Annotated in this window: 15 protein-coding genes; 9 read left to right on the plus strand and 6 right to left on the minus strand. The window is 67.3% G+C overall.

Annotated elements, in window-relative coordinates; translation table 11 throughout:
• Window positions 1-94: 94 nt before the first annotated feature.
• From glxR to gcl, 3 genes are all read right to left on the minus strand, one after another.
• Entirely contained in the window at window positions 95-1,009 is a 915-nt protein-coding gene (glxR, locus tag AAN986_RS21465) for a 2-hydroxy-3-oxopropionate reductase (RefSeq protein ID WP_047217818.1), read from the minus strand.
• Between the two features lie 52 nt (window positions 1,010-1,061).
• Entirely contained in the window at window positions 1,062-1,862 is an 801-nt protein-coding gene (gene hyi, locus AAN986_RS21470; RefSeq protein ID WP_047217819.1) for a hydroxypyruvate isomerase, read from the minus strand.
• Between the two features lie 240 nt (window positions 1,863-2,102).
• Window positions 2,103-3,893: a glyoxylate carboligase gene (gene gcl, locus AAN986_RS21475; protein ID WP_016449782.1), complete on the minus strand. Its 1,791-nt coding sequence runs from the start codon at window positions 3,891-3,893 to the stop codon at window positions 2,103-2,105.
• A 120-nt stretch (window positions 3,894-4,013) separates the two neighbouring features.
• Between gcl and AAN986_RS21480 the strand changes: the two genes are divergently transcribed.
• The 3 genes from AAN986_RS21480 to AAN986_RS21490 all read left to right on the plus strand — a co-directional run bounded on the left by AAN986_RS21480 (window position 4,014) and on the right by AAN986_RS21490 (window position 6,278).
• Window positions 4,014-4,931, plus strand: a complete 918-nt coding sequence (locus AAN986_RS21480; RefSeq protein WP_016449783.1) for a LysR family transcriptional regulator — start codon at window positions 4,014-4,016, stop codon at window positions 4,929-4,931.
• A 95-nt stretch (window positions 4,932-5,026) separates the two neighbouring features.
• Window positions 5,027-5,365 carry an antitoxin VbhA family protein gene (locus tag AAN986_RS21485; protein ID WP_241150341.1) on the plus strand — a complete coding sequence of 113 codons (339 nt, stop codon included), beginning with the start codon at window positions 5,027-5,029 and terminating at the stop codon, window positions 5,363-5,365.
• Window positions 5,355-6,278, plus strand: coding sequence for a Fic family protein (locus AAN986_RS21490; protein ID WP_047217820.1), 924 nt, complete (start codon window positions 5,355-5,357; stop codon window positions 6,276-6,278). Before AAN986_RS21485 ends, AAN986_RS21490 begins: the two co-directional genes overlap by 11 nt.
• A 42-nt stretch (window positions 6,279-6,320) precedes the next feature.
• On the opposite strand, the gene AAN986_RS21495 is transcribed toward AAN986_RS21490, so the two are convergent.
• From AAN986_RS21495 to AAN986_RS21505, 3 genes are all read right to left on the minus strand, one after another.
• Window positions 6,321-7,643 carry a glycerate kinase gene (locus tag AAN986_RS21495; protein WP_047217821.1) on the minus strand — a complete coding sequence of 441 codons (1,323 nt, stop codon included), beginning with the start codon at window positions 7,641-7,643 and terminating at the stop codon, window positions 6,321-6,323.
• Between the two features lie 104 nt (window positions 7,644-7,747).
• Window positions 7,748-8,725 carry a tripartite tricarboxylate transporter substrate binding protein gene (locus AAN986_RS21500; protein WP_047217822.1) on the minus strand — a complete coding sequence of 326 codons (978 nt, stop codon included), beginning with the start codon at window positions 8,723-8,725 and terminating at the stop codon, window positions 7,748-7,750.
• A gap of 52 nt (window positions 8,726-8,777) precedes the next feature.
• Window positions 8,778-9,884 (minus strand): tartrate dehydrogenase, encoded by a 1,107-nt coding sequence (locus tag AAN986_RS21505; RefSeq protein WP_349335477.1) that lies wholly within the window; start codon window positions 9,882-9,884, stop codon window positions 8,778-8,780.
• A 124-nt stretch (window positions 9,885-10,008) separates the two neighbouring features.
• Between AAN986_RS21505 and AAN986_RS21510 the strand changes: the two genes are divergently transcribed.
• The 6 genes from AAN986_RS21510 to AAN986_RS21535 all read left to right on the plus strand — a co-directional run bounded on the left by AAN986_RS21510 (window position 10,009) and on the right by AAN986_RS21535 (window position 17,601).
• Window positions 10,009-10,932, plus strand: coding sequence for a LysR family transcriptional regulator (locus AAN986_RS21510; RefSeq protein WP_349335478.1), 924 nt, complete (start codon window positions 10,009-10,011; stop codon window positions 10,930-10,932).
• Window positions 10,933-11,018: 86 nt separating this feature from the next.
• On the plus strand, window positions 11,019-11,696 hold the full coding sequence (locus tag AAN986_RS21515; RefSeq protein ID WP_012204034.1) for a GntR family transcriptional regulator: 678 nt from the start codon (window positions 11,019-11,021) through the stop codon (window positions 11,694-11,696).
• A complete protein-coding gene (gene puuE, locus AAN986_RS21520; protein WP_047217824.1) occupies window positions 11,693-12,649 on the plus strand; it encodes an allantoinase PuuE in 957 nt (318 codons plus the stop codon). Before AAN986_RS21515 ends, puuE begins: the two co-directional genes overlap by 4 nt.
• Window positions 12,650-12,655: 6 nt before the next feature.
• Window positions 12,656-14,431 carry a 2-oxo-4-hydroxy-4-carboxy-5-ureidoimidazoline decarboxylase gene (uraD, locus tag AAN986_RS21525; protein WP_016452630.1) on the plus strand — a complete coding sequence of 592 codons (1,776 nt, stop codon included), beginning with the start codon at window positions 12,656-12,658 and terminating at the stop codon, window positions 14,429-14,431.
• Entirely contained in the window at window positions 14,428-15,720 is a 1,293-nt protein-coding gene (locus AAN986_RS21530) for a M20/M25/M40 family metallo-hydrolase (RefSeq protein WP_016449789.1), read from the plus strand. Before uraD ends, AAN986_RS21530 begins: the two co-directional genes overlap by 4 nt.
• Window positions 15,721-16,113: 393 nt before the next feature.
• The gene (locus tag AAN986_RS21535; RefSeq protein ID WP_016449790.1) at window positions 16,114-17,601 is read left to right on the plus strand and encodes a nucleobase:cation symporter-2 family protein; all 1,488 of its coding nucleotides are present in this window, start codon (window positions 16,114-16,116) and stop codon (window positions 17,599-17,601) included.
• Window positions 17,602-17,785: the final 184 nt, after the last annotated feature.

Below are 17,785 nucleotides of genomic sequence, written 5' to 3' on the forward strand. Positions count from 1 at the left end.
CAAGAAAAAGCCGCGCCCGTTGCCGAGCGCGGCTTTTCACAACAGGGCGGCGCAAGGCCGCCCTCCCACCAATCGCGTTGTCAGTGGCGCGGCATCAGGCCGGGACCTTCTGGCCGACCTCGAAGTTGGCCTGGATCTCCAGCGCACGCACCATGCCCGAGTGGTCCCAGTTCGCGCCGCCGTGGGCCACGCAGCTGTTGAACAGCTCCTGGGCCTGGGCGGTGTTGGGCAGGGACACGCCGAGCTGGCGCGCGCTGCTCAAGGCCAGGTTCAGGTCCTTCTGGTGCAGCGAGATGCGGAAGCCCGGGTCGAACGTGCGCTTGATCATGCGCTCGCCATGCACCTCCAGGATCTTGGACGAGGCAAAGCCGCCCAGCAGCGCCTCGCGCACGCGGGCCGGGTCGGCGCCGGCGCGCGATGCGAACAGCAGGGCCTCTGCCACCGCCTCGATGTTCAGCGCCACGATGATCTGGTTGGCCACCTTGGCGGTCTGGCCGTCGCCATTGCCGCCCACCAGGGTGATGTTCTTGCCCATGCGCTCGAACAGCGGCTTGACGCGCGCGAACACGTCCTCGGGGCCGCCGACCATGATGGACAGCGTGGCGTTCTTGGCGCCCACCTCGCCGCCGGAGACCGGCGCATCCAGGTACTGGGCGCCGATGGCCTCGATGCGGCGAGCGAAGTCCTTGGTGGCCACGGGCGAGATGGAGCTCATGTCCACCACCACCTTGCCGCTGCTGCCCTTGAGGCCGGCGGCCACGCCGTCCTCGCCGAACAGCACCTTCTCGACATCGGGCGTGTCGGGCAGCATCAGGAAGATGATGTCGGCCCGCTCGGCCACGCCGCGCGCCGTGGTGCACTGGGTGGCGCTGCTCTCGGCGATCTGCGCCGGGATCTTGCCCAGGGTGTTCACGAAGAGCTGGTGGCCAGCCGCCAGAAGGTGGCCTGCCATGGGCGCGCCCATGATGCCCAGGCCCACGAAACCAAGCTTGAGAGAGGATGCATTCATGCTGTGTACTCCTTGTCGTTTTTGAAAAGCTGAGAAAAAACTCCGGCGGCGCTCAGGCGGCGACTGCCGCGCGCACGCTGGTGTGGGCGTCCAGCCAGCCCAGGCCCGATTCGGTATCGCGCGCAGGCTTGTACTCGCAGCCCACCCAGCCCTGGTAGCCGATGCGATCCAGGTGCGCGAACAGGAAGGGGTAGTTGATCTCGCCCGTGCCCGGCTCGTTGCGGCCCGGGTTGTCGGCCAGCTGCACGTGGCCGATGCGGGCCAGGTGCTTTTGCAGCGTGGCCGCCAGCTCGCCCTCGGTGCGCTGGGCGTGGTAGATGTCGTACTGCACGAAGGCGTTGGGCGCGCCCACCTCGTCGAGGATGGACAGGGCCTCGTCCGTGCGGTTCAGGTAGAAGCCGGGAATGTCGAAGGGGTTGATGGGCTCGATCAGCAGGCGCAGATTGGCCGCGCTCAGCGCCGATGCGGCAAAGCGCAGGTTGTCCACGAAGGTGCGGCGCAGCAGCGCGGCATCGGCACCGGCAGGCGCCTTGCCGGCCAGGCAGTTGAGCTGGGGCACGCCCAGCGCATGGCCATAGGTCACGGCCTTGGCCACGCCGGCGCGGAACTCGTCCACGCGGTCGGGGTGGCAGGCAATGCCGCGCTCGCCCGCATCCCAGTCGCCGGCCGGCAGGTTGTGCAGCACGATCTGCAGGCCGTGGGCGTCGACGCGCTCCTTGATCTCCTGGACCGTGTGGGCGTAGGGAAACAGGAATTCCACGGCCTCGAAGCCGGCGCGCGCCGCGCGCTCGAAGCGGTCGAGGAAGGGCACCTCGGTGAACAGCATGCTGAGGTTGGCAGCAAAACGGGGCATGTCAGAAGTCTCCGGTAGTCGTTTGGTGGGTTGGGAGCGGCAGGGCACGCAAGGCGCCCGCCGGTAAAAATGCCCAAGGGGCAATGGAAATCGGAACCCCCGATTGCCTGCACCGCCCGCCATGCAGGCATTGGCGCAGCGCCAGCCAGGAATGCCAGGCAAGGGCCGCCCCGCAGCGATGGCATCGTCCCCCTCCGAAGAGAGGGGGAAGCGGCGCAGCCGCTCAGGGGGTGCCTTGCTTCAATCCAGCAGGGCCAGGGCGCTGGGCACGTCGGCAGGCGCTGCGGCCAGGTCCTCGAACTCGATCACGTTGTCGATCTCGGCGCCCATGGAGATGTTGGTCACGCGCTCCAGGATGACCTCGACGACGACCGGCGTGCGGTGCTCGGCCATCCAGGCCTCGGCCTGCTGCATGGCGGGCGCGAAGTCCTCGGGACGGTGCACGCGGATGGCCTTGCAGCCCAGGCCCTCGACCACCTTGACGTGGTCCACGCCGTAGCCCTTGGACTCTTCCTTGTCGTCGACATTGATGTTGTCGAAGGCCAGCTGCACGCAGTAGTCGATGGAGAAGGCGCGCTGCGCCTGGCGGATCAGGCCCAGGTAGCTGTTGTTGACCAGCACATGGATGTAGGGCAGCTTGAACTGCGCGCCCACGGCCAGCTCCTCGATCATGAACTGGAAGTCATAGTCGCCCGACAGCGCCACGATCTTGCGGGCCGGGTCGGCCACGCGCACGCCCAGGGCGGCCGGCACGGTCCAGCCCAGCGGGCCGGCCTGGCCGCAGTTGATCCAGTTGCGCGGCTTGTAGACATGCAGGAACTGCGCGCCGGCAATCTGCGACAGGCCGATGGTGGAGACGTAGCAGGTGTCCTTGTCCAGGCTGCGGTTCATGCACTGGTAGACACGCTGCGGCTTCATGGGCACGTTGTCGAAATTGGTCTTGCGCAGGTACTCCACATTGTTCTTGCGGGCCTGGCATTCGGCCACCCAGCCGCTGCGGTCCTTCAGGCGGCCAGCCGCCTTCCACTCGCGCGCCACCTCCACGAAAAGCTGCAGCGCCGCGCCGGCATCCGAGACGATGCCGTAGTCGGGCGCGAACACGCGGCCGATCTGCGTGGGCTCGATGTCCACGTGCACGAACTTGCGGCCCTTGGTGTAGACCTCGACCGAGCCCGTGTGGCGGTTGGCCCAGCGGTTGCCGATGCCCAGCACGAAGTCGGAGGCCAGCATGGTGGCATTGCCGTAGCGGTGGCTGGTCTGCAGGCCACACATGCCGGCCATCAGGCGGTGGTCGTCAGGGATGGTGCCCCAGCCCATCAGCGTGGGGATCACGGGCACGTCCAGCAGCTCGGCGAACTCCACCAGCAGCTCGGACGCATCGGCGTTGATCACGCCGCCGCCCGACACCAGCAGCGGACGCTCGGACTCGTTGAGCATGGCGATGGCCTTTTCCACCTGCTTGCGCGTGGCGGCCGGCTTGTAGACAGGCAGGGGCTCGTAGGTATCGATGTCGAACTCGATCTCGGCCAGCTGCACGTCGATGGGCAGGTCGATCAGCACGGGGCCGGGGCGGCCCGAGCGCATCAGGTGGAAGGCCTGCTGGAAGGCGCGCGGCACCTGGGCCGGCTCCAGCACCGTGGTGGCCCACTTGGTCACGGTCTTGGCGATGGAGGCAATGTCCACGGCCTGGAAATCTTCCTTGTGCAGACGCGAGCGCGGCGCCTGGCCCGTGATGCACAGGATCGGAATCGAATCCGCGCTGGCCGAGTACAGGCCCGTGATCATGTCCGTGCCGGCCGGGCCGCTGGTGCCGATGCACACGCCGATGTTGCCGGCCACGGCGCGGGTGTAGCCCTCGGCCATGTGGCTTGCGCCTTCGACGTGGCGCGCCAGGATATGGCCTATGCCGCCATGGTCCTTGAGCGCTGCGTACAGCGGGTTGATGGCGGCACCGGGAACGCCGAATGCGACGGTAACGCCTTCTTTTTCCAGCACGCGGACTGCGGCTTCGATTGCTTTCATTTTCGCCATGGAGGTCTCCTTCAAACTGGAGACAACTCTAGGCAGACGGGCCTGTTGGCGGAACGCCTGCACAGACCATAAAATTTATTCCGTGCAGGAATAACTATCAATGAAAAAGGAGACAGCACCATGGACAGACTCGATGCCATGCACATGTTCGTGCGCGTGGTGGAGACCGGCAGCTTCACCAAGGTCGCGCACGAGTTCGCCACCACCCAGCCCACGGTGACCAAGCAGGTCGCGGCCATGGAGACGCGCCTGAAGGTGCGCCTGCTCAACCGCAACACGCGTGGCGTGAGCCTCACCGAAGCGGGCGCGCTGTACTACGAGAAATGCAAGACCATCGTCAACGACGTGGCCGAGGCGGACAAGGTGGTGCAGGTGCGACAGACCCAGGTGCAGGGCCAGCTGCGCATCGGCAGCTCGGTGGCCTTCGGCCGGCGCGTGCTGATCCCGCTGGCGCTGGAGTTCATGACGCACAACCCCCAGGTGCAGATCGACCTGAGCTTCGAGGACCGCTACACCGACCTGGTGGCCAACGGCATCGACGTGGCCCTGCGCCTGGGCAAGCTGGCCGACTCCAGCCTGGGCGCACGCACGCTGGGCGTGAACCCCTGGGTGCTGGTGGCCTCGCCCGCCTACCTGCGCAAGCGCGGCACGCCGCGCCGCCCCTCGGACCTCAAGGAGCACGCCACGCTGATCTACAGCAGCGTGCAGGGCAACGACCTCTGGCGCCTGCGCAACGCCAGCGGCGAGCCCGTGTCCGTGCCCGTCACCGGCCGCCTGCGCTCCAACAACCTCTCGGCCCTGCTGGCGGCCTCACGCTCGCACATGGGCATCGCCGCCCTGCCCCGCTACGTGGCCCACGACTCGCTGCAGGCCGGCCGCGTGGTCGAAGTCCTCAAGACCTGCCGCCTGCCCGAGCAGGAAATCCACGCCGTCTACCCCTCGCCACGCCTGGTGCCGCAGAAGGTGCAGTCCTTCATCGCCTTCCTGCAGGGGCGGTTCGATGCTGAATGGTGGGAGACGCTGCCGCGCGGGGCGTGAGGCCAGGCGCTGCGCATTGGCAATGCAATGTATGTACATTGATAGGAATGCCGCCCGAACGGCCTGTGTGATCCCCGTGTTGCGAGGTGCCAGCCATGTCCAAAGAAGTGCAAATGACATTTCGTGTCGAGCCTGAGCTGCGCTCGGAGTTTGCCGACGCCGCCTTGCTGGAAAACCGCCCCGCAGCACAAGTGCTGCGCGAGTTGATGCGCGCCTATGTCAACCAATCGCGTGAACGCGTCAGCGGCCCTGTGAACGCCGCCATTTCTGCAACGGAGAAACGCCGGCGCGAAGCAGCCGTCAACTTCGCCCGCGCGTCCGTCGGGCTGGAAGGCTTCACGCCTTCCGAAGCGGCTGAGGCCGGCGCACGCCAATTCATCCGGGGTGATATCCAGCTTGCCGATTTCGTCCAGGTGAAGGTCAATGCGCGATGAGTCCCTGTCAGCATCCGCGAACACGTTGGCTGCAGCGCAGCGTCAGCAACTCGAAGCCGATCACACATTCAAACGGCTTGTCGAGCTGGAACTGGAGCCTGTGCGTGGCAGCTTCGACGCTGCCCACCTGAAGGCAGTCCACCATCGCATCTTCCAGGACTTGCCGGACGCCGGCTTCCACGAGGTCACGCCTGGCGAATTCAGAACACAGGTGCCTCATGGCCAGGACTGGATGAAGCAGCGCGGCCTATCGACCATGGGAGGCACTTTCCATGTCGTCTATTCACGCATGGACGACGCGGCCATGGCCAGACTCGACAAGGCCCTCGAAGAAGCCAACCCCGACGAGCTGCGCGGCTTGAAGACCGCTGAATTCACGGCACGGCTTGCCAGGATGTACATCGAGTTGGACTACGCCCATCCCTTCAGCGATGGCAACAGCCGCACGCTTCGCACCTTCACCCGGCAGCTCGCCAGGGAAGCTGGATATGAGGTCGATTGGGCACGATTCGGACACAGCGAGACCGGGCGAGATCTTCTCCATATCGCCCGCGACCGCAGCGTGAACGAGCTGGCGAAGCCACACGTCCAGCACGAAAACACCATGCGAAAAATCCTGCGCACGCAGGACAGGCTGAAAGCCCATCCGCCCCTGCCCGACTTGCTGCGCGGCGCAGTACGGCCGAGCCGCGCCTTGGCCTTCGAGCGGTTGAACGAGCGGGAAGCCTTGCATGAGTACCCCGAGCTTGAAGCGGCATACAAGGTCATCCATGCAGCGGCGACCCGCCTGGCCTCGCAGATGCCGGGCAACCCCGAGGCGCAGGAAGCCGGCATTCAGTCAGTCATGAACCATGTTCAGAACTGCCTGAACGCCGGGGAGACCGTCGACTTCGGCCATAGCCAGAAAAGGTAAAAGCGAACGCCAACGCCCCTAATGGCTACGGCCCGGATCTTCTCAAAGAACCAGAATCGCCCGGAAGTCATTCACGTTGGTATGCGTGGGCCCGGTCACTACCAGATCCCCCAGCGCATCAAAGAACCCATACGCATCATTGCGGTCCAGGTACTCGGCAATCCGCATGCCCTGGGCCTGGGCCCGCGCCAGGGTATCCGGTGACACGCGCGCTCCCGCGTTGTCTTCCACGCCATCGATGCCATCGGTATCGGCCGCCAGCGCCCAGACCTTCTCCTGCCCCTGCAGGGCCTGGGCCAGGCCCATGCAGAACTCGCCCGCGCGGCCGCCGCGCCCCTTGGGCGTGCCGGCCGGGCGCTGCCGGATGGTGACCGTGGTTTCGCCGCCGGACAGGATCACGCAGGGCCTTGCAAACGGCTGGCCGTGGCGGGACACGGCGCGCGCCAGGGCGGCGTGGACCTTGGCGACTTCGCGCGATTCGCCCTCGATCTCGTCGGACAGCACATGGGTGCGCAGGCCTGCGGCCTCGGCCACGCGTGCGGCCGCCTCCAGCGAGTGCTGGGGCGTGGCGATCATGTGGACCTCATGGCCGTCAAAGCGCGCGTCGCCGGGCTTGGGTGTTTCCAGCTCGCCCGCCTCCAGCGCGCGGCGCACGGATTCGGGCACTTCGATGCGGTAGCGCGTGAGGATGGCCAGCGCGTCGGCGCAGCTGCTGGCATCGGGCACGGTGGGGCCGCTGGCGATGATGGAGGGATCGTCGCCCGGCACATCGCTGATGGTCAGCGTGACCACGCGCGCAGGCGCGCAGGCCGCGCCCAGGCGCCCGCCCTTGATGCGCGACAGGTGCTTGCGCACGCAGTTCATCTCGCCGATGGCGGCGCCGCTTTCCAGCAGGGCGCGGTTGATGCGCTGCTTTTCCTCCAGGTCGATGCCTTCGGCCGGCAGGGTCAGCAGGGCCGAGCCGCCGCCCGAGATCAGGCACAGCACGAGGTCGTCCTCGGTCAGCCCTTCGGTCAGCGCGAGGATGCGCTCGGCGGCGGCCAGGCCTGCCGCATCGGGCACGGGGTGGGCAGCCTCGACCACTTCGATGCGCTGCGCCAGCCCTTCGGGGCGCGGCGGGATGTGGTGGTAGCGCGTGACCACGAGGCCGGAGAGCGGCGCGTCCGCTGGCCACAGCGCCTCCAGCGCCTGGGCCATGGAGCCGCCGGCCTTGCCCGCGCCCAGCACCAGGGTGCGGCCCTTGGGAGGCTTTGGCAGGCATTGGGCCATGCTGTACAGGGGCTGCGCATCCTTGACCGCAGCGCGGTAGAGGTCGAGCAGAAAGGCTTGGGGATCGGTGAGGTGCAGGTCCGTGGTGCTGGTCATGGTGTGTTGTCTCCGCCGGGCATTATGGAATTTCCTGCACCGGCGGTGGCATGCGGTCAAGTCACAACTGATTCGCCCGGCCTCGTTCCTCGCGCCAACTCAACTCAATCCAGGGCCACCTTGGCATCCTTCACCAGCCTGGCGAAGCGGTCGGTGTCGTCGCGGATCTGGCGCGCCATCTGCTCGGGTGATCCGCCGATGGGCTCGGCGCCTATCTCCTCCATCTTCCTGCGGAACTGCGGGGACTCGATGATGCGGTTCATGTCCGCGCCCAGCCGCGCCAGTACCTCGCGGGGCGTGGCGGCCGGTGCCAGCACGCCGAACCAGGTGCCCATGTCGAAGCCCTTGAGGCCGGCTTCGTCCAGCGTGGGCACATCGGGCAGGGCCACCGAGCGCCTGGCCGTGGTCACGGCCAGCGCACGCAGCTTGCCGGCCTTGATGTGGGGCAGCACGGGCGTGACGGTATCGAAGGACATGGCGATCTGCCCGCCCAGCAGGTCCGTGGTCAGCGGCCCGCTGCCCTTGTAGGGCACGTGCAGCAGCTCCACGCCGCCCATGGACTCGAACTGCGCGCCGATCAGGTGCTGGCCCGTGCCCGCGCCGTTGGAGCCATAGGCCAGCTTGCCGGGCTGGGCCCGGGCCTGGGCCAGCAGCTCCTGCACGGTTTTGGCGGGCACCTGCGGATTGACCACCAGCACATTGGGGACCACGGCCACCACGGTGATGGGCGCCAGGTCCTTCTGGAAGTCATAGCCCAGCCTGCGGTAGACGCTGGTGGCAATGGTGTGGTGGACGGCGCCCATGAGCAAGGTGTAGCCGTCAGGTTTCGCCTTGGCCACATGGTCGGCGCCCAGGGTGGCGCCCGCGCCGGGGCGGTTTTCCACGACCACGGGCTGGCCCAGACTCTTGGACAGCTCCTGGCCAAGCGCACGTGCCAGCACATCGGTGGTGCCGCCTGCGGGAAACGGCACGATGAGGTTGACGGGGCGCGCCGGCCAGGCCTGGGCCCAGGCAGTTGGGATGGTGGCAGGAATGGCGGCGGCCAGCGCGCACGCTGCGGCAACCCTGGTGATGCGGTTCATGGCTTGTCTCCTGTCTGTTCTTTTGTGGGTTATCGGACCATGCAGCGCGCACTCAGGCAGGCACGGGCTCGGCCTGGACCTCGGCGGTCTGCGCGCGCAGCCGTGCGCAGACCGCGTCGGTGACCTGGCGCGTGGTGGCCTTGCCGCCCAGGTCACGCGTGTGCAGCGAGGCATCGGCCGTCACCTGCTCCACGGCCTGCATCAGCCGCTGCGCGGCGCGGTGCTCGCCCAGGTGCTCCAACAGCATCACGCAGCTCCAGAACGTGCCCACGGGGTTGGCCAGGCCCTGGCCCATGATGTCGAAGGCCGATCCGTGGATGGGCTCGAACATGCTGGGGTAGCGGCGCTCCGGGTCGATGTTGCCCGTGGGAGCAATGCCCAGGCTGCCGGCCAACGCGGCCGCCAGGTCGCTGAGGATGTCGGCATGCAGGTTGGTGGCGACCAGGGTGTCCAGCGAGGCGGGGCGGTTGACCATGCGCGCCGTGGCCGCGTCCACCAGCTCCTTGTCCCAGCGCACGTCGGGAAACTCGGCGGCCACCTGCACCGCAATCTCGTCCCACATCACCATGGCATGGCGCTGGGCGTTGGACTTGGTGATCACCGTCAGCAGCTTGCGCGGCCGCGACTGCGCCAGGCGGAAGGCAAAGCGCATGATGCGCTCCACGCCCGCGCGGGTCATCATGCTCACGTCGGTGGCCACCTCGATGGGATGGCCCTGGTGGGCGCGGCCGCCCACGCCCGCGTATTCGCCTTCGGAGTTCTCGCGCACGATGACCCAGTCCAGATCCTCTCGCGCGCAGCGCTTGAGCGGCGCATCGATGCCGGGCAGGATGCGCGTGGGCCGCACATTGGCGTACTGATCGAACCCCTGGCAGATCTTCAGGCGCAGGCCCCACAGCGTGACATGGTCGGGAATGTGCGGGTCGCCGGCCGAGCCGAACAGGATGGCGTCCTGGCCGCGCAGCGCGTCCAGCCCGTCGGCCGGCATCATCTCGCCGTGCGCGCGGTACCAGTCGCCGCCCCAGCCGAAACTGGTGAAGGCAAAGCCCAGGCCGGGCTGGGTTTCGGCCAGCGCCTGCAGCACCTCCTGCCCTGCGGGCACCACTTCCTTGCCGATGCCATCGCCGGGAATGCAGGCGATGCGGTATGTCTTTGTCATGAGGGCTCCTTGGATTGCGGTGGATGAAGCGCCATGCGGATCCATGGCCTTGTCCGTGAATCTATCGATGGAACAACGCCGCGCGCGCCTCTAGAGTGATGGCATCGTTCACTTTGATTCAACAATGAGCACACCCGTCTCAGCGCCATCGGAGATGGCCTTCTTCTGCCTGCTGGCCCGCAGCGCCAGCCTGTCGGCCACGGCCCGCGAGCTGGGCATCACCACGCCGGCGGCCAGCAAGCGCCTGTCCCAGATGGAGGCGCGGCTGGGCGTGCAACTGGTCAGCCGCACGACGCGGCGCCTGGGCCTGACCGATGAGGGCCAGACCTACCTGGCCCATGCGCGGCGCATCCTGGACGACATTGCCGCCATGGAGCAGGCCGTGGCCGGCATGCCCGGGCAGCCGCAGGGCCTGCTGCGCATCAATGCCACGCTGGGATTCGGGCGCAGCCATATCGCGCCGCTGATCGCCAGCTTCGTGCGCAGGCACCCGCAGATCCAGGTACAGCTGCAGCTGTCGGCCTCGCCGCCGCCCCTGGTCGATGACAGCTTCGACCTGTGCATACGCTTTGGCGAGCCGCCGGACGCGCGCGTCATCGCGCGGCGCCTGGCGCCCAACCGGCGGCTGCTGTGCGCGTCTGCCGCCTACCTGGCACGGCGCGGCACGCCGGCCACCCCGCGCGAGCTGATGCAGCACGACTGCATCGACATCCGCCAGGGCGACGACACCCACGGCGTCTGGCGCTTCACCCACAACGGCCCCGGCCGCAAGACCGAGGCCATCCGCCTGCGCGACAGCCTGAGCACCAACGATGGCGAGATCGCCGTGGGCTGGGCCCTGGCCGGCCTGGGCATCGTCATGCGCGCCGAATGGGATATCGCCCGCTACCTGCGCAGCGGCCGCCTGGTGCAGGTGCTGGTCGACCATGCCACGGCGCCGGCCGACATCCATGTGGTCTATCCGCAGCGGCATGCGGCAACCCAGCGCGTGCAGCGCTTTGTCGAGCACCTGGCACGGCACTTCGATACGGCCGCGCCCGGCTTCTGAAAAGGGATGCCGTATGCGGGGAAACGCCAATAAGCAGTAGACAGAAACTGTATACAACTCTTGTGACCAGCCGCTATGATGGCTGAATGGAGACTTCCACCACCAGTTTCATTGTCGAGAGCCTGACCCGGGCCATCGTCGAACACCGTCTTCTGCCCGGCACCAAGCTGGCCGAGCAGAAATTGGCAGACCATTTCGGCGTCTCGCGCACCCTGGTGCGCCAGGCGCTGTTCCAGCTGTCGCAAAACCGCCTGATCCGGCTCGAACCCGCGCGCGGGGCCTTCGTGGCCACGCCCTCGGTGGACGAGGCGCGCCAGGTCTTCGCCGTGCGCCGCATGCTCGAAGCCGAGATGGTGCGCGCCTTCATCGCCCAGAGCACGCCGGCCAAGATCCGCGCGCTGCGGCAGCACGTGGCGGCCGAGAAAAAGGCCATGGACGGCAACGACGTCGGCCAGCGTACCGAGCTGCTGGGCGACTTCCACGTGCGCATGGCCGAACTCATGGGCAACGAGGTGCTGGCCCAGCTGCTGGGCGAGCTGATCTCGCGCTGCGCGCTGATCACGCTGATGTACCAGTCCAGCACGGCCGCCGAGCATTCCCATGACGAGCATGCCGAAATCGTCACGGCCCTGGCCGGCGGCGACGCCGACCACGCCGTGCAGCTCATGCAGCAGCACCTGGACCACGTGGAAGCCGGCCTGACCTTCGACCGCGACATGCCGACCAGCGATCTTTCGATGGCCCTTTCCTCCGTATCCGCATGACCTACGACGCCACTGCCCCCTATCCCCGCGACCTGATCGGCTACGGTCGCACGCCCCCGCACGCCCGCTGGCCCGGCCAGGCCCGCGTGGCCGTGCAGTTCGTCCTCAACTATGAAGAGGGCGGCGAGAACTGCGTGCTGCACGGCGATGCCGCCAGCGAGCAGTTCCTGTCCGAAATGTTCAATCCGGCCGCCTACCCCGAGCGCCACATGAGCATGGAAGGCATCTACGAGTACGGCTCGCGCGCCGGTGTCTGGCGCATCCTGCGCGAGTTCGAGAAGCGCGGCCTGCCGCTGACCGTGTTCGGCGTGGCCACGGCCCTGCAAAAGCACCGCGAGCTGGCCCAGGCCTTCGACGAGCTGGGCCATGAAGTGGCCTGCCACGGCCTCAAGTGGATCCACTACCAGAACATTCCCGCCGAGGTCGAGCGCGAGCACATGCGCCAGTGCATGGAGATCTTCGGCGAGCTGTATGGCCACGATGGCGACCACGGCCTGGGCTGGTACACGGGCCGCGACAGCCCCAACACCCACCGCCTGGTGGCCGACGACGGCCGCTTCGCCTATGACAGCGACTACTACGGCGACGACCTGCCCTTCTGGATGAAGGTCGGCAAGAGCGACGGCAGCACCCGCAGCCAGCTCATCGTGCCCTACACGCTGGACTGCAACGACATGCGCTTCGCCCTGCCCCAGGGCTACTCGCACGCCGACCCGTTCTTCCAATACCTGAAGGACACGTTCGACGCCCTCTACGCCGAGGGCGATCCGGCCGGCGATGACTCCCCCAAGATGATGAGCATTGGCATGCACTGCCGCCTGCTGGGCCGCCCCGGCCGCATCACGGCACTGCAGCGCTTTCTGGACCACATCCAGCGGCACGACAAGGTCTGGGTCTGCCGCCGCATCGACCTCGCGCGCCACTGGGCGCACCACCATCCCGACAAGGAATAACGCAGCATGGCTCTGACGCTGGAACAACTCAATGCCGCCGACCTGGCCACCGCCACCGGTCTGCTCGACGGCCTGTACGAACACTCGCCCTGGATTGCCGAGGCCGCGCTGGCCCAGCGCCCCTTCCGCTCGCTGGCACAGATCAAGTACGCCATGGCCCAGGTGCTGGACAAGGCGCCGGTGCAGGCCAAGCTCGACCTGATCCGCGCCCACCCGGAGCTGGCCGGCAAGGCCATGGAGACCAACACGCTCACGGCCGAATCCACCAACGAGCAGAACAAGGCCGGCCTGACCCGCTGCACGCCCGAGGAGCTGGAGCACATCCGCAAGCTCAACGCCGAGTACGGCAAGCGCTTCGGCTTTCCCTTCATCCTGGCCGTGCGCGGTCCGCGCGGCGCGGGCCTGGCCAAGGCCGAGATCATCGAGACCTTCGAGCGCCGCCTGCACAACCACCCCGACTTCGAGCTGGGCGAGGCGCTGCGCAACATCCACCGCATTGCCGAGATCCGCCTGAACGACAAGTTCGGCTACACGCCCGAGCTGGGCAACGATGTCTGGGACTGGCAGGAAAAGCTGGCCCAGCACAGCGACCCCGGCTATGCCGAAAAGGGCCAGCTCACCGTCACCTACCTCACCGACGCCCACCGCGCCTGCGCCCAGCGCATCAGCCACTGGATGCGCGACTGCGGCTTCGACGAGGTCGAGATCGACGCCGTGGGCAACGTCGTGGGCCGCTACAAGGCGGCCACCGACGATGCCAAGACCCTGCTGACCGGCAGCCACTACGACACCGTGCGCAACGGCGGCAAGTACGACGGCCGCCTGGGCATCTTCGTGCCCATGGCCTGCGTGCGCGAGCTGCACCGCCAGGGCAGGCGCCTGCCGTTCCACATCGAGGTCGTGGGTTTTGCGGAAGAGGAAGGCCAGCGCTACAAGGCCACCTTCCTGGGCTCGGGCGCATTGATCGGCGACTTCAGGCAGGAATGGCTGGAGCAAAAGGATGCCGACGGCATCACCCTGCGCGAGGCCATGCAGCATGCCGGCCTGTGCATTGACGACATCCCGAAGCTGCAGCGCGATCCGGCCCGCTACCTGGGCTTCATCGAGGTGCACATCGAACAGGGCCCGGTGCTCAACGAGCTGGACATCCCGCTGGGCATCGTCACCTCCATCAACGGCAGCGCGCGCTACATCTGCGAGATGATCGGCATGGCCAGCCACGCTGGCACCACGCCCATGGACCGCCGCCGCGATGCCGCCTGCGGCGTGGCCGAGCTGGCGCTGTACATCGAAAAGCGCGCCGCGCGCGACGGCACCTCGGTGGCGACCATGGGCCAGCTCAATGTGCCCAGCGGCTCGGTCAACGTGGTTCCCGGCCGCTGCCAGTTCAGCCTGGACCTGCGCGCGCCCACCAACGAGCAGCGCGACGCCATGGTGGCCGACATCCTGGCCGAGATCGAGGCCATCGCCCAGCGCCGTGGCCTGCGCTACAGCACCGAGCTGGCCATGAAGGCCGCCGCCGCTCCCAGCGCCCCCGAATGGCAGCAGCGCTGGGAAGCCGCCGTGGACGCCCTGGGCGTGCCCCTGTACCGCATGCCCAGCGGCGCCGGCCACGATGCCATGAAGCTGCATGAAATCATGCCCCAGGCCATGCTGTTCGTACGCGGCCTGAACGCCGGCATCAGCCACAACCCGCTGGAAAGCTCCACCGCCGACGACATGCAACTGTCCGTCGATGCCTTCTCCCACGTACTGAACCAACTGGCCCAAGAGCAGCAATGACCAACATGAACCAAGACAAGCAAGCCACCTACGCCGCCCTGGACGCCTGGATCGACCAGCATTTCGATGAAGAGGTGCAATTCCTGCAGGCCCTGGTCCAGGTTCCGACCGACACCCCGCCCGGCAACAACGCCCCCCACGCCGAGCGCACGGCCGAGCTGCTCAAGACCTTCGGCTACGAGGCCGAGAAGCACACCGTGCCCGAGGCCGAGGTCAAGGCCTACGGCATGGAATCCATCACCAACCTGATCGTGCGCCGCCCCTACGGCAGCGCAGGTGACGCCGGCGGCGGCCTGACCATTGCGCTGAACGCCCACGGCGACGTGGTGCCGCCCGGCGAGGGCTGGACCCAGGACCCCTATGGCGCCGCCATCGAGGACGGCAAGCTCTACGGCCGCGCCGCCGCCGTGAGCAAGAGCGACTTCGCCACCTTCACCTACGCCGTGCGTGCGCTCGAAGCCGTGGCCAAGCCCTCCAAGGGCGCGGTGGAACTGCACTTCACCTACGACGAGGAATTCGGCGGCATCCTGGGCCCCGGCTGGCTGCTGGCCAACAACCTCACCCAACCCGACCTGATGGTCGCGGCCGGCTTCAGCTACGAAGTCGTCACCGCCCACAACGGCTGCCTGCAGATGGAAGTGACCGTGCAGGGCAAGATGGCCCATGCCGCCGTGCCCCACACCGGCGTGGACGCGCTGCAGGCCGCCGTGGTGCTGATGAACGCGCTGTACGCCGAGAACACCAAATACCAGCAGGTGACCTCCAAGGTGCCGGGCATCAAGCACCCCTACCTGAACATCGGCCGCATCGAAGGCGGCACCAACACCAACGTGGTGCCCGGCAAGGTGGTGCTCAAGATCGACCGCCGCATGATCCCCGAGGAGAACCCCGCCGAGGTCGAGGCCAGCATCCGCGCCGTCATTGCCCAGGCCATTGCCGACTTCAACGCCAAGGGCGGCTACACGGGCGAGGATGCCGTGCGCGTGGACATCAAGCGCCTGCTGCTGGCCAATGCCATGACGCCGCTGGCCGGCAACAAGCCCCTGGTGGACGCCATCCAGGCCCATGGCGAAGCCGTCTTCGGCGAAAAGCCCCCGGCCGTGGGCACGCCGCTGTACACCGACGTGCGCCTGTACGTGGAGCGCGGCATTCCCGGCGTGATCTACGGCGCCGGCCCGCGCACCGTGCTGGAGTCCCATGCCAAGCGCGCCGACGAGCGCCTGGTGCTGGAGGACCTGCGCCGCGCCACCAAGGTCATCGCGCGCATGCTGTGCGACCTGACGGCCTGACCGCCTGACGGCCCGCATCAAGGCCTGACACCCAAGCCCGGCGCCGCCGGGCTTTTTTGCGCCCGGGCACCGCATCGGGGCGCATGCACCACCGCAGCCCATGCCGTGCGCCCGAGCCACGCACGAGCCGCGCCCAAGCCGCGCCACAGCGGCCGCCAGGCACCAGCACGGTGCCTGGTGCCTGCCAGGCGGCTGGCATCCATCTTGCAATGCACCATGGCACTCCCGCCCTGGCAGGCGATGCGCACCAAAACGGGTTGGCGCGACTGCCGCAACAGGGTTTACCGGGAGCAGAAATTTCCCATGATCTGTATACACTTTTTGTATGGATGTTGGCGCCGAAACCTGCCACGCCGGCGTCCGTTCCCATAAATCCCGAGGAGACAAATCCCCATGCAATCTTCCGTTCATCCCGTCGATGAGATGCTGCCCGCAGGCAAGCTCACGGCGCTGGGCCTGCAGCACGTTCTCGTGATGTATGCGGGCGCCGTGGCCGTGCCCCTGATCGTCGGCCGCGCACTCAACCTGCCGCCCGAGCAGGTGGCCCACCTGATCTCGGCCGACCTGTTTTGCTGCGGCCTGATCACGCTGATCCAGGCCATGGGCGCGACCCAGTGGTTCGGCATCAAGCTGCCCGTGATGATGGGCGTGACCTTCGCCAGCGTGGCGCCCATGGTGTCCATGGCGCAGACCACGGGCGGCTCGGCGGGGGCGGGGCTGATCTTCGGCTCGGTGATCGGGGCGGGGATCGTGTCCATCCTCATCGCCCCGCTGATCAGCCGCATGCTGCGCTTTTTCCCGCCCGTGGTGACCGGCACCATCATTGCCGTCATCGGCATCAGCCTGATGCGCGTGGGCGTGAACTGGATCTTCGGCAACCCCGTCGGCCCCACCGCGCCCAGCGTGCCCAACCCCGAGCACCTGAAATGGCTGGCCGACGCCCAGGCCACGGCCGGCGCGCCGGGCTCCTCGCTGCCGCCCGTGCCCAAGGGCTTCGCGGTCGTGCCCACCATTCCCAACCCCAAGTACGGCGACCTGACCGGCGTGGGCATCTCGGCCATCGTGCTGCTGTCCATCCTGCTGATCGCGCGCTTTGCCAAGGGCTTCCTGGCCAACGTCTCGGTGCTCATGGGCATCCTGATCGGCGGCGTGCTGTCCGTGGCCATGGGCCTGATGGACTTCAGCAAGGTCGCCAAGGCCGAATGGTTCACGATGGTGCTGCCCTTCGAAATCGCCACGCCGGTGTTCGACCCCATCCTCATCCTGACCATGAGCCTGGTGATGGTGGTGGTGATGATCGAGTCCACCGGCATGTTCCTGGCCCTGGGCGACATGACCGATCGCAAGATCAGCCAGGACGAGCTGACCCGCGGCCTGCGCACCGACGGCCTGGGCACGCTGATCGGCGGCATCTTCAACACCTTCCCCTACACCAGCTTCTCGCAGAACGTGGGCCTGGTCGCCGTCACCGGCGTCAAGAGCCGCTGGGTCTGCGTGGCCGGCGGCGTGATCCTGATCGTGCTGGGCGTGCTGCCCAAGATGGGCGCCCTGGTCGAGTCCCTGCCCACCGTGGTGCTGGGCGGCGCGGGCCTGGTGATGTTCGGCATGGTGGCCTCCACCGGCATCCGCATCCTGAGCAACGTGGATTTCCAGACCAACCGCAACAACGCCATGATCGTCGCCGTGTCCATCGGCGTGGGCATGATTCCGCTGGTGGCGCCGAATTTCCGCCAATGGATGCCCCACGGCATTCATCCGTTGATCGAATCCGGTATCCTGCTGGCCTCGATTACCGCGGTGGCATTGAACATTTTCTTCAACGGAGCCAGCAGCGACACCTCTGCTGCCGTCCGGGCCGCACGCCAGGCAGACGCCCACTGATGAAACAGTGCCCGCCCTGGCGGGCACGCCCAACAACCGCCCGGCCTACCCGCCGGGCCGTGCGCCCCCTGCCGTCCATAGGCGCCAGGGGGCTTGTTGTCGAAATCCCTGAGGCAAAACTGTCCTGACCCTCATAGGCTGTAGCTATCCGGTAAGCTCCGAGAGCATTTGCAGAGAATTCCTG

This window comes from Delftia sp. DS1230 (assembly GCF_040112715.1).
Classification (GTDB): Bacteria; Pseudomonadota; Gammaproteobacteria; order Burkholderiales; family Burkholderiaceae_C; genus Comamonas; species Comamonas tsuruhatensis.